This window comes from Pseudarthrobacter sp. RHLT3-21, assembly GCF_059383495.1.
On sequence record NZ_JBWZCI010000005.1, the window covers coordinates 267,388 to 279,329 of the forward strand.

An 11,942-nucleotide genomic window follows, 5' to 3' on the forward strand; every position below is an offset into this window, starting at 1 on the left:
GTCAATCCTGACGGCTACGGCGCGCAGGTAGGAGGCAATCCCGGCAGCTGGCCGGGGTTGCATTTGGGCAGGGCGGCGGACGGGTCAGCAGACGCGGCCGGCGAGGACGGCGGAGTGGTCGGGCTGCTGGTGGGCGCCGGCACCGCGTAGGTCACGGTCACTTCAGCCCCCTTGGGCACGGTGCCCGTGGGATTGATCTGCAACACCGTTCCGGCAGCGGAAGTACTCTGCTGCGGGATGACCCGCACGGACAGGCCCATGGTTTCCAGCGTCCCCTGGACCTGACGGTAGTCCTTTCCGAGGTAGGCCGCCGAAATGATGTCCACCGTGGTGGGGGTGGGCGTTGGAGTGGGCGCGTCGGTGGTCCGGGTGGGGGTAGGCGTAGCGGATGCAGACGTTTTTGACGGGCTGGCGCTGGTGGACGGCGGATTGCTGGACGCCGAGTTGGTGACGGTGTTGGCCGGGTTAAAAATCCCCTGCTGCGTCAGGAAGAACCCCACCAGCGCGAACAGGACCAGCACGATCAAGGCGACCAGCGGCCACGTCCAGGGGCTGCGGCCGCGACGGTCGGGCTCGTCGGCCGGCTCGTCGTCGTCGTATTTCTCTTCCTCCTGCACCCAGCTGCGCTCCGCAGCAAGGGCGTCCGCACGCGACAGCGTGCTCCCGGCTCCTGTGGCTGCGCCCGCGGCCGCGGCGCCGACTGCAGCGCCGCCGGCAGCGGCACCAAGCACGGGCAGAGCAGACGTCGACGTCGTGTTGCTGTCCTTCTGGGCGATGACGCCGGTGGGTGCCGTGGCAATGTCCACCGGTGCGGTAATGGGGCCGGTAGTCGCCTCGAAGAGCAACATGCCGGGAACCGCTGCGTGCGCGGCGTCAATATCGCCGTTGCGGATGGCCTCGGCAGCTTCGGACAGCTTGATGGCGTTGGCCGGGCGGTTCTTGGGGTCCTTGGCCAGCATGGACATCAGGAGCGCGCGGACCGGTTTGGGCAGAGTCTCCGGAAGCGGCGGCGGGGCGTCGTTGACCTGGGCCAGGGCAATGGCGATCTGGGATTCGCCGGAGAACGGCCGGTGCCCGGTGAGGCACTCGTAGCCGATCACGCCGAGTGAGTAAATGTCCGAGGCGCCGGTAGCGGTCTGGCCGGTGGCCTGCTCGGGGGCCAGGTACTGGGCGGTCCCCATGACCTGGCCTGTCTGCGTCAACGGGACCTGGTCGGCCAGGCGGGCGATGCCAAAGTCGGTGACCTTGACCCGGCCGTCGGGGGTGATCAGCAGGTTGCCCGGCTTGATGTCGCGGTGGACCAGCCCCTGGGCATGGGCGACGGAAAGCGCGCGGGCGGTCTGCGCCATCATGGACAGCGTCCGGTCCGGGGACAATACCTGCTCGTGCTCGATGATGCTGCTCAGCGGCTGGCCTGGGACGAGCTCCATGACCAGGTACGCGGAGCCATCCTCCTCGCCGTAGTCAAAGACATTGGCGATGCCCACGTGGTTCAGGAGAGCGGTGTGGCGTGCCTCTGCACGGAACCTCTGGAGGAAACCGGGGTCGCCGGTGTATTCCTCCTTGAGTACCTTGATGGCGACAATACGGCCCAGGACCTGGTCCTTTGCCTTCCAGACCTCTCCCATCCCGCCGATCGCAATCCGCGTGGTCAGCTGGAATCTGCCGCCGAGGGTGATTCCCGTTGTAGGCCTCACTTATTCAACACCGCCTCAAAAATCTTCTTCGCGTTCGGACTGGTTAGCTTTGCGCCGGTGGTGATGTCTACGCCCTCCATGACGATGGTGACACTCACCTCCGGGTTGTTCGCCGGGGCAAACCCGGTGAACCAGGAGTTGTTCAGGCCGTTGCCCAGTTCAGCGGTTCCGGTCTTACCGGCCACCTGCACACCGGGGACCGCCGCGCCGCGGGCGATGCCCTGGCTCACCGCACTGGTCATCCATTCGGTGATCTGCCGGGCAATTTCCGGGGTGGTGGACGTCCGGAGCGCTTTAGGCTGGGGCTCGTCAATGACCCGAAGGTCCGGGGACCGCACGGTCTTGACGAGGCTGGGGCTCATCTGGACGCCGTTGTTGGCGATGGCCGAGGTCATCAGGGCGATTTGCAGCGGAGTGGCGCGCACGTCCTTCTGGCCGATCGCAGACTGGGCCAGGCCCGGCCCGTCCAGGTCATCGGGGAAGCCGCTGCCTCTGGCGTAGGCGAGCTTCAGCCGATCGCCCAGCTCCTCCCCGAAGCCGAACTTTGCCGCCTGCTCGGCGATCGCATCGCGTCCCAGGTCGAGGGCAATGCTGGCGAACGGCGTGTTGCAGGATTGCTGCAGGGCGAAGGCAAAGCTGGCCGTGTCCTGGGTATAGCAGTTGCCCCCGGCATAGTTCGGCAGCGTGTACTGGATCCCCGGGAAGGGCATCTGGGCCGGATTGGGGAGCACACTGTCCTTGTTGTACTTCCCGGAGCTGAGGGCGGCAGCGGTATCCACCAGCTTGAACACCGATCCCGGAGCGAGTAGCTCTCCTGTGGGGCCGCTGACATTCTGGTTCAGGTTGATGCCGGGGACCTTGACCAGCTCATTGATGTTGGTGGTTTCTGCCGCGGGGTCCTGGGTGGCGACCAGGTTGGGGTCATAGGACGGCTTGGACGCCATGGCCAGGATGGCGCCGGATTTGGGGTTGGTGACCACAATGGATCCCCGCTGGCCGTCCGGGATGAGGTCGTAGGCGAGCTTCTGGATGGCGGGATCGATGGTGAGTTCCACCGAGGCGCCCTTCGGCTGGTTGCCCAGGAAGAGCTGGCCGATCCGGTCGAAGAACTGCTGGTCTGAGCTGCCGGCCAGCTGATCGTTCATCGCAACTTCCAGGCCGGTGGCACCGTAGTTCTTCGAGAAGTAGCCCGTGATGCCTGCATAGAGTGCTGGCTGTGCGTACGTCCGCTGGAACTGGCAGACCTCGGAGGTGCCTTCCACCGATTCGGCCACGGGGTTCCCGCCCACGATGATGGCACCGCGGTCGTTGCAGTAATTCTGCAGAATAGCGCGCTGGTTCAGGGGGTTGGCTTTGAGGTCATCGGCACCCACCACCTGGACGAAGCTGATGGCGCCGAAGATTAAGGCGAACATGGCGATCGCTGCCACCCAGGAATTACGGATTGCTTGGTTCACGCTTGTTTCACCGCCTCGGTGGGAGTGTCAATTCCTGCAGGTTCCGCAGCGCCACCGGGTGGAAGTGGGGTGGTGTCCACCGGTCCCCGCGCCGTATGGGAGATCAGCAGGAGCAGGCCCACGATGATCCAGTTGGCCAGCAGCGACGAACCGCCGGCGGCGAGGAACGGCGTGGTCAAACCGGTCAGGGGGATCAGCCGTGTGACTCCGCCGATCACCACGAAGCACTGAAGGGCGATGGCGAAGGAAAGTCCGCAGGCCAGCAGTTTCCCAAAGGCATCCCGGGTGCCGAGCGCCGCCCGGAACCCTCGTGTGAACAGCAGCACGTACATCAGCACCACGGCGAACAGCCCGATCAGGCCCAGCTCCTCGCCGATGGAGGCGATGATCATATCGCTGTTGGCGAAGGGGACCAGGTCCGGCCGGCCCTGGCCCAGGCCGGTACCCACCAGGCCGCCGTTAGCCATGCCGAAGAGTCCCTCGATGACTTGCCGGCTGCCGGTCTCGTACACGTCTGGGCTGAAGGCGTTCAGCCAGCCGTAGATGCGGACTTCGACATGGGAAAACACCTGAGCTGCCACGAAGCCGCCACCCAGGAGTAGGGCCACACCGATCACCACCCAGCTGATGCGGCTGGTGGCCACGTAGATCATCACGATGAACAGGCCAAAGAACAGCACGGACGATCCGAGGTCGCGCTGGAAGATCAACACGCCGATGCTCACAAGCCAGGCGGTGATCATGGGCCCCATGTCCTTGAACCGGGGGAACTGCAGCGGGCCGATCTTGCGGCCGGCCAGCAGAATAAGGTCGCGGTTCGATGAAAGATAACCGGCGAAGAATATAGCCAGGGTGATCTTGGCGATCTCACCCGGCTGGAAGGTCATAGGACCCACCCGGACCCAGACGCGGGCGCCCAGGATTTCGCCGGCCGAGATGCCGGGCACCAGCGGAAGAATCAGCAGGAGTGCGCTCACAGCCAGCGAGATGTAGGTGAAGCGGCGGAGCACCCGGTGGTCCTTGAGGAACCAGATCACGCCGATAGCCACAGCCATGGCGACCAGGGTCCAGCGCAGCTGATTGTTGCCGGTGTCCTCCCCGGGTGCGTCGAGGCGGTGGATCATGGCAAGGCCCAAGCCGTTGAGTGCAACCACCAACGGAAGTATTACCGGGTCTGCATATTTAGCCCTGATCCTCAGGACCACATGGAAGACAATCGCTGCCACCGCCAGGAGGCTGGACTGGAACCAGAAGTCTGAATCGAACGCCTTCTCCTGGTCGACGCCCACCAGCATGCTGGCGCCGATGCCCACAGTAAGGGCGACGACCAGCAGCAACAGTTCGACGTTGCGCCGGGGTTTGGGAATAGTGCTGAGCTGGCTCACTGGCCTCCCTCACAGACGACAGTGGGGCTGGGTGAGGCGGACGGGGCCGGCGCTGCCGCAGGAGCGGACGGGTCTGGTGGTGTGGCAGGCGTAGTGGGTGTTGCAGCCGGTGCAGTTGCTGGGGCGGGAGTGGGCGACGGGGTCAAGCACTCATCCGGCGGAGCAATGGTGCCGGTGCCTTCGAGGTTCTTCACGATCCGCTGGGCGTCGTAGAGGTCACGCGCGGGAACTGTCTGCCGGACGCGCTGCTGGGAGAACTGGGGCAAGGAATCCATCCGGATCTCTGTTACGGCTTCGAGGGTTGAAAGCTGGAGGGGACCAAGCCGCTGCGAGACACCGTTGTAGATGGCCACGCGGGAATCGTATTCCCCGATGTAGTAGCGGGTCTGAGTCCAGGCGTAACCGAGCCAGAGGCCCACTGTCAGCACCACCAGCACGGACGCGGCGATGGACATGGTGACCCAGCGGCGGGGTTTGGGCCGCCCCAGGACGTCATCCGCCTCCGCAACGGGGGCGTCGGCCTTATGCGTCAGGACGGTGGCGGCCCGCCGGGCCACGGTGCGGCCGGCGATGGTGGGTATGGAGCCGGACTCGGCCGCGGTGGCCGCAGCACCGACCAGTTCGTGCGGTCGCGATGCGAGTTCCTGCCGCAGGACTTCGGCCGAAAGGTGCTCGCCGAGATGGGGGTCGGTGGAGGGCGGCGGTTCGGTGGCAACCGGTTTTTCTGGGGCTTTTTCCGCGACGGGCTTTTCGTCGGCCGCCTCGGTGTCCGGTGAAGCACTGTCCGCTTTGCTGTCCGCGGCAGGGGTTTCGGTGAGCAGCTGGGAAGGGATGATGTCGACGGCGGCGGTGCTGACGTCGTCGGGCGTTTCCTCGATAATCTCCACCATGACCACGGTGACGTTATCCGGTGAGCCGGCTTCAAGCGTCAGGTTGACTAGCGTTTCGACGCACTCGCGCAGGTCCTTGGTCTCGCGGACGGTCCGCTCCACTACGTGTCCGGCCACGTAGTTGAGCCCGTCCGAGCACAGCAGCCAGCGCTCCCCGGGCTTGACGTCCAGGGTGTCCAGATCCAGTTCGGGGCTGGCGTCAACGTCGCCCAGGACGCGCATCAGGACGTTTTTGTGCGGGTGGGTTTCGGCCTCTTCGGGACGGAGCCGGCCTTCATCGATCAGCCGCTGGACGAAGGTGTGGTCGATGCTGATCTGTTCAAATTCGCCGTCGCGCAGGCGGTAGGCCCGGGAGTCGCCGATGTGCGCGAAGTGCAGCTTGCCCTCGGCGAGCAGCAGGGATGTGACGGTGGTGCCCATGCCGGCCAGCTTGGGGTTGATGTGCACCAGCTCGGAGAGCAGGGAGTTGGCCGTCTGGATTTCGTCGGCGAGGACCGTGCCGGCATCGCCGTCGTAGTCGTCGTGGTCCAGGTGCAGCATGTCCAGCACGGTGGCAGCGGAGGCAACATCGCCGCCGGCGTGACCGCCCATTCCGTCCGCGACCACAGCCAAATGGCGGCCGACGTATGCCGAGTCGTCATTTTTGGCCCGGATGCGTCCCACATCCGAGCGGGCCGCATAGCGCATGATGAGGGGCCGCTGGACGGGCGTGGCCTCGCCGGCGGGAAGGTCAGCGGCCATGGCTATGGCCTCAATTCGATGACCGTCTTGCCGATTCTCACGGGTACGCCAAGCTCAACGGGCAGGGCCCGGGTAAGTTGCTGGTCGGCCAGGTAGGTGCCGTTGGTGGAGCCAAGGTCCTCGATGAACCATCGGCTGCCTTGCGGGAACAGCCGCGCGTGGCGGCCTGAAGCGTAGTCGTCCTCGAGTACCAGCGTGGCTTCCTGTGCGCGGCCCAACAGGATGGGACTGGCGGCCAGGGGGATGGTGGTTCCCTTGAGCGGGCCTTCGACGACCACCAGTTGGTGGGCCTGCTGCTTGAGGGGCTGCGGGGGAGCCTCGGCCAGTTCCGGATTTTTACGGACCTGCCGGGCGGTCGGGGTGCCGGCGGCGGCTTTGCGGCCCACCATCAGGTCCCGGCGCATGGCCGACACGATGCTGAAGATGAGGACCCAGAGCAGGATCAGGAAGCCAAACCGCAGCGCAGTGATGGTCAGGTCGCTCATGGGCGGCCCCCAGGGTTGGCGGGAAGCAGGCGGAAGATGATCTTTGTCCGTCCCATCGTGATGGTGGAGCCGTCGGTCAGTTCGGTGCTGCCCGCCACTTTGTGGCCGTTGACGTAACTGCCGTTGGTGGAGCCAAGGTCCACAGCGCTGGTGACACCGCTGGCGGTGCGGATCTCGAGGTGGCGGCGCGATACGCCGGTGTCGTCAACCAGGATGTCGGCCTCGGAAGACCGGCCCAGGACGACGGAGGGGGCATTGAGGGAGTAACGCTGGCCGTCGATGTCCAGGACTGGTTGCAGCCGCACGGGCGGGCGGCTGGGGGCTGCGGGCAGGTTGGGCCTGGCCGACGCGACTCCGGGGCCGGCTTTGGACTTTTCAGTGGAGGAGACGATCTCGAAGTCGCCGGCGCGCAGTTCCTCGGAACGGCGGAAGGAGATCCGCACTGAGCCCTGCAGGGTGTAGCCCTGGCTGCGGACATGGTTGATGACGACGTCGCAGAGTTCTTCGGCCAGCGGCGTGCCCCATTCCTGTGCCCTTTTGAAGTCGCCGTCACTGAGCTGGACGTCGAAAACGTTCGGGGCCAGCGTGCGGCCGGCGGCGATGGTGAGGGCTTTGTTGTCCACCTCGCGGCGGAGCCGGCTGGCGATTTCCACAGGTTCCACCTGGGCACGCGAACCGGTGGAGAAGACACCGCGGACGGCTTTTTCGATACCGCGCTCGACCTTGTCCAGCAATCCCATGGTCCTTCTCCTTTCCCCCCGGCTGCGGGGCAGTTTTCGTTCCGGAACTCAACCAACAACGCAGTTCAGAACCCAGCGGCCTGCCTGGCAGTGGCAGGCACTACTACATCAGATACTACTGGGCAGGCCTGTGAATGACCTTAATCCACAACGGCCGGGCCCCCGGAAAAGTTCGTTCCGTGATCCCGGAAGGCCCCCTCCCGGCAGGGAATTTGACCGCTCCCGGGGCTCAATTGGTGTTTTGCCGCCGATGTCCGTTATGCTTGATCTCGCTGCTTTTACACGGTTGCGGATCCGGGAAACCGGCCGTGATTCATGGAAAAGAAGTTGCGCGCGAGTGGCGGAACGGCAGACGCGCTGGCTTCAGGTGCCAGTGTCCGAAAGGGCGTGGGGGTTCAAATCCCCCCTCGCGCACGCAAATATGAAAAGAGCCCCGGTCTTAGGACCGGGGCTCTTTTGTGTCCGGGCTCCGGTAAGTGCGCCGCCGGTCAGAGGCTTGTTCGCCGATACCTGCCTTGAAGGTCAGGTTTCGCAAACAGGCTTAGGATCCGCGCCGGGTGGGGGCGGCTCTACTCCCGTAACGCCCCGAAGCCCGCGATAAGGGCCTCAAGCCCCAGGCTGAACGCCACGTCCGCAGGTTTCTGGTGCCCCTGCGCAGCGAGGCTCCGGACGGCACCCGTGAAGCTCGGCGTCGATTCGGCCATGCTGCCGGAATCGAAAATGTCGGCGGGGGCCGTGACGTCGTAAGCGGAACCGAAGATGAATGATTCCAGGGCCACGATGGCGGACACGATCCGCTCCTCGGGGAATCCGGCCGCCCGGAATCCGGCGCTGACGGTCTCGTACATGGCGAGGGTCTGCGGTGCGTCCGTCACGGGAAGTACGGCGATGACGGGAATCAAAGGCGTGTGCTCCGCGAAGACGTCCCGGTAACTCCAGGCCCATTTCCGCACCGCGGACTCCCACGGTTCCGCCGCGAATGCGGTCACGTCCACCAGGGCAGTCAAATGGTCTTCCACCAGGAGGAGCACGTCGCGCTTGGATTCCACATGGTTATAGAGGGCCGACGGCGCCACGTTCAGTGAGCGGGCCAGCGCGGCCATGGTGAGTCCGTCGTAGCCGTTCCTGCTGATGAGCCGGAGGGCTGCTGCCGTGATGCCCGCCTGGTCCAGGACAGCAGCGGCGGGCCGCCCCACGCGACGACGTGCCGCAAGGGTTTTCGGCGCGGGTTCGCGCTCCCTGGTGTTTCGTGAATCGGCTGGTGATGCCGGCATTGCTGGCCTTTCTGCGGGCAGTATCCCCAGCATTATTCCATCGGCCTCTTCCTCGCGGGCCGCGCAACAGCTATAGTTCTAATAAATGAATGGCATTCATTTAGTGGTTCGCGTCACTCAAGCGGCCACAGAGAGGACATCATGCTGAATCTTGACCGTGACGTTGTAATCGTTGGCGCCGGACCCTCCGGGCTCACCGCTGCCCGCGAGCTGAAAAAGGCCGGCCTCAGCGTGGCAGTGCTGGAAGCACGGGACCGCGTGGGCGGCCGGACCTGGACCGACACCATTGACGGGGCCATGCTGGAAATTGGTGGCCAGTGGGTCTCTCCGGATCAGACTGCACTGTTGGAGCTCCTGGACGAGCTCGGCCTGAAGACATACTCCCGCTACCGTGAGGGCGAATCCGTCTATGTCGGCGCCGACGGCAGGAAGACCCGCTACACCGGTGATTCCTTCCCGGTCAGTGGAGCCACCGGGGCGGAAATGGACAAACTGATTGGCATTCTGGACGGTCTCGCCGCGGAAATCGGCGCCACCGAACCCTGGGCGCACCCCAAGGCCCGGGAACTGGACACCATTTCCTTCCACCACTGGCTGCGCGCCAATTCGGACGACGAGGAGGCCTGCAACAACATTGGCCTGTTCATCGCCGGCGGCATGCTCACCAAGCCCGCGCACGCCTTCTCGGCACTGCAGGCGGTCCTGATGGCAGCCTCCGCCGGGTCCTTCAGCCACCTCACCGACGAGGACTTCATCCTGGACAAGCGGGTCATCGGCGGGATGCAGCAGGTGTCCCTGCTGCAGGCAGCGGAACTGGGTGCCGACGTCGTACTTAACAGTCCGGTGCGCACCGTCCACTGGGAGGATAACGGTGAAGACGGGCACCGCGTCAGTGTTGTTTCGGAGCGTGCCACCGTGAATGCACGCTTTGTGATCATGGCTGTGCCCCCGAACCTCTACTCGCGGGTCTCCTTTAACCCGCCGCTTCCGCGGCGGCAGCACCAGATGCACCAGCACCACTCCCTGGGCCTGGTGATCAAGGTCCATGCCGTCTACAGCACGCCGTTCTGGCGTGAAGACGGACTCTCCGGAACCGGCTTCGGTGCGGGCTCGCTGGTCCAGGAGGTCTACGACAACACCAACTACGGCGATTCGCGCGGAACGCTGGTGGGCTTCATCTCGGATGAAAAGGCCGACGCCGTCTTCGAGTTGAGTGCTGCCGAACGTAAGCGCGTGGTGCTGGAGTCCATTGCCGGCTTCCTGGGGGATAGGGCGCTGGAGCCCGAGGTCTACTACGAATCGGACTGGGGCTCCGAGGAATGGACCCGGGGCGCGTACGCCGCCAGCTACGATCTGGGCGGCCTGCACCGTTACGGCAAGGACCAGCACGCCCCCGTAGGCCCGATCTACTGGTGCTCCTCAGACCTCGCCGCCGAGGGCTACCAGCATGTTGACGGAGCTGTCCGCATGGGCCAGCGCACGGCGGCGCGGATCGTGGCTGCGGCGGGTATTGCAGCTGACGCGGGCGCTTCCGGCGCGGCGCATATGGCCGCGGCCGCCGTCGACTGACAGCTCCAGCTCCAGCCCATTCAGCGTCGAATGATCTACGAGAGGCAATGCCATGAGTCCCAAAGAAGTGGCAGCACAGACAGCCAGCGGCGTGGACAATGGCCTGGCTGAAAAGGGCCTGAGCGGGAAGGGCCTGAAGGCCGGAGCGTTGGGGCTGGTGGGCGCCGTCGTGATCGGGGTTTCCTGCATCGCGCCGGCATACACGCTGACCGCGGCGCTGGGGCCCACGGTATCGGAGGTGGGGGTTCAGCTGCCGGCGATCTTCCTGGTGGGCTTTATCCCCATGATTCTGGTGGCGTTCGGCTACCGCGAACTGAACAATGCCATGCCCGACGCCGGAACTTCGTTCACGTGGGCATCGCGCGCCTTTGGTCCGTGGATCGGCTGGATGGGTGGCTGGGGGCTGATTGCGGCCACCATCATTGTGCTGTCCAACCTGGCGGCTGTCGCCGTCGACTTCTTCTACCTCATGCTGGCCCAGCTGCTCGGGAACCCGGAACTGGGCGAGCTGAGCAAGAACCTGCCGCTGAACATCGCCACAACCTTGGTTTTCATCGCGCTGGCTTGCTGGATTTCCTATCGGGGCATGGAAGCCACCAAGGGCGTGCAGTACGTCTTGGTGGCGTTCCAGCTGCTGGTGCTGGGCTGGTTTGCCGTTGCTGCCTTCAGCCACGTGGCCAACGGCACTGCCTTTGATGCGACCGCCATTTCGCCGGACTGGTTTAACCCGTTCGCGGTTGGATCCTTCTCCGCCTTTGCTGCCGGGGTTTCCCTCTCCATCTTCATTTACTGGGGCTGGGACGTCACCCTGACCATGAACGAGGAAACCAGGAACCCGGAGAAGACTCCGGGGCGGGCGGCAACCGTCACTGTGGTGGTGATTGTGGCGATCTATATGACCGTTGCGCTGGCAACCCTGTCCTTTGCGGGCGTGGGCGAAACCGGCCTGGGCGCCGGGAATCCGGACAACCAGTCGAGCATCTTTGCTGTCCTCTCCGGGCCGGTCATGGGACCGTTCGCCATCCTGATGTCCCTCGCCATCCTGAGCAGTTCGGCCGCCTCGCTGCAGTCCACGTTTGTGTCGCCGGCGCGGACCATGCTGGCGATGGGTCATTACAAGGCACTCCCGGCACGTTTCGGCAAGGTCAGCCCGCGCTTCAAATCCCCGAACTACGCCACAATCGCCGCGGGCGTTGCCGCCGCAGCCTTCTACGTCATCACCCGGACCACGTCCGAGAACGCGCTCTGGGACACCATCACGGCGCTGGGCATGATGATCTGCTTCTACTACGGCATCACAGCCCTGGCATGCGTCTGGTTCTTCCGGGCACAGGCGTTCAGCAATGGCCGCGCCTTCTTCTTCAAGTTCCTGGCGCCGCTGCTGGGCGGAGTCATCCTGCTGGTGATGTTCTTCAAGACCGCCGCCGATTCCACGGACCCCGAGTACGGCTCCGGATCATCGGTGGGCGGGCTGGGGATGGTGTTCATCCTGGGCATGGGTGTCATCCTGCTGGGCGTGGTGCTCATGCTGGTGATGTCCCGGCTGCGGCCCGAGTTCTTCAAGGGGCAGGTGCTGGCCCGCGGGAACTGAGCGTCCGCCTAGTACTACAGTCGCGTTTATTTTCGATGTTGTCGGCGGTTTAATCGGACATTGGTCGTGAATCCTGTTAATCATGACGGGTGAGTGATGATATTTGGGTGGCA

9 protein-coding genes and 1 tRNA gene are annotated in these 11,942 nt (G+C 64.7%); 3 read left to right on the plus strand and 7 right to left on the minus strand.

All coding sequences use genetic code 11. From position 1 onward, the window contains the following. Window positions 1-14: 14 nt before the first annotated feature. The 6 genes from AC50YA_RS08380 to AC50YA_RS08405 are packed head-to-tail and all read right to left on the minus strand — an operon-like array spanning window position 15 to window position 7,395. Window positions 15-1,697 (minus strand): protein kinase domain-containing protein, encoded by a 1,683-nt coding sequence (locus tag AC50YA_RS08380; protein WP_494981828.1) that lies wholly within the window; start codon window positions 1,695-1,697, stop codon window positions 15-17. After that, window positions 1,694-3,154 carry a peptidoglycan D,D-transpeptidase FtsI family protein gene (locus AC50YA_RS08385; protein WP_494981829.1) on the minus strand — a complete coding sequence of 487 codons (1,461 nt, stop codon included), beginning with the start codon at window positions 3,152-3,154 and terminating at the stop codon, window positions 1,694-1,696. The genes AC50YA_RS08380 and AC50YA_RS08385 overlap by 4 nt, the downstream gene beginning before the upstream one ends. Next, complete coding sequence (locus tag AC50YA_RS08390; protein WP_494981830.1) at window positions 3,151-4,539, minus strand: FtsW/RodA/SpoVE family cell cycle protein; 1,389 nt, start codon at window positions 4,537-4,539, stop codon at window positions 3,151-3,153. Before AC50YA_RS08390 ends, AC50YA_RS08385 begins: the two co-directional genes overlap by 4 nt. Further along, a complete protein-coding gene (locus AC50YA_RS08395) occupies window positions 4,536-6,170 on the minus strand; it encodes a PP2C family protein-serine/threonine phosphatase (protein WP_494981831.1) in 1,635 nt (544 codons plus the stop codon). Before AC50YA_RS08395 ends, AC50YA_RS08390 begins: the two co-directional genes overlap by 4 nt. Before the next feature lie 2 nt (window positions 6,171-6,172). Beyond that, entirely contained in the window at window positions 6,173-6,655 is a 483-nt protein-coding gene (locus AC50YA_RS08400; protein ID WP_494981832.1) for an FHA domain-containing protein FhaB/FipA, read from the minus strand. Then, a complete protein-coding gene (locus tag AC50YA_RS08405) occupies window positions 6,652-7,395 on the minus strand; it encodes an FHA domain-containing protein (RefSeq protein ID WP_494981833.1) in 744 nt (247 codons plus the stop codon). Before AC50YA_RS08405 ends, AC50YA_RS08400 begins: the two co-directional genes overlap by 4 nt. A gap of 331 nt (window positions 7,396-7,726) precedes the next feature. Between AC50YA_RS08405 and AC50YA_RS08410 the strand changes: the two genes are divergently transcribed. Further along, window positions 7,727-7,809: transfer RNA gene (locus AC50YA_RS08410), tRNA-Leu, on the plus strand. Window positions 7,810-7,964: 155 nt separating this feature from the next. Here AC50YA_RS08410 and AC50YA_RS08415 read toward each other — a convergent pair. Further along, window positions 7,965-8,702: a TetR/AcrR family transcriptional regulator gene (locus AC50YA_RS08415; RefSeq protein WP_494981834.1), complete on the minus strand. Its 738-nt coding sequence runs from the start codon at window positions 8,700-8,702 to the stop codon at window positions 7,965-7,967. Between the two features lie 108 nt (window positions 8,703-8,810). On the opposite strand from AC50YA_RS08415, the gene AC50YA_RS08420 reads away from it, so the two are divergent. Further along, window positions 8,811-10,238 carry a flavin monoamine oxidase family protein gene (locus AC50YA_RS08420; protein ID WP_494981835.1) on the plus strand — a complete coding sequence of 476 codons (1,428 nt, stop codon included), beginning with the start codon at window positions 8,811-8,813 and terminating at the stop codon, window positions 10,236-10,238. A gap of 52 nt (window positions 10,239-10,290) precedes the next feature. Then, window positions 10,291-11,829 carry an APC family permease gene (locus AC50YA_RS08425; RefSeq protein ID WP_494981836.1) on the plus strand — a complete coding sequence of 513 codons (1,539 nt, stop codon included), beginning with the start codon at window positions 10,291-10,293 and terminating at the stop codon, window positions 11,827-11,829. The last annotated feature ends 113 nt before the right edge of the window (window positions 11,830-11,942 follow it).

What these genes read in the sequence shown, in the direction of transcription:
- AC50YA_RS08395 (WP_494981831.1), bottom strand. Translation starts at nt 6,170, where the DNA reads ATGGCCGCTGACCTTCCCGCCGGCGAGGCCACGCCCGTCCAGCGGCCC.
- AC50YA_RS08400 (WP_494981832.1), bottom strand. Translation starts at nt 6,655, where the DNA reads ATGAGCGACCTGACCATCACTGCGCTGCGGTTTGGCTTCCTGATCCTG.
- AC50YA_RS08405 (WP_494981833.1), bottom strand. Translation starts at nt 7,395, where the DNA reads ATGGGATTGCTGGACAAGGTCGAGCGCGGTATCGAAAAAGCCGTCCGC.
- AC50YA_RS08415 (WP_494981834.1), bottom strand. Translation starts at nt 8,702, where the DNA reads ATGCTGGGGATACTGCCCGCAGAAAGGCCAGCAATGCCGGCATCACCA.
- AC50YA_RS08420 (WP_494981835.1), top strand. Translation starts at nt 8,811, where the DNA reads ATGCTGAATCTTGACCGTGACGTTGTAATCGTTGGCGCCGGACCCTCC.
- AC50YA_RS08425 (WP_494981836.1), top strand. Translation starts at nt 10,291, where the DNA reads ATGAGTCCCAAAGAAGTGGCAGCACAGACAGCCAGCGGCGTGGACAAT.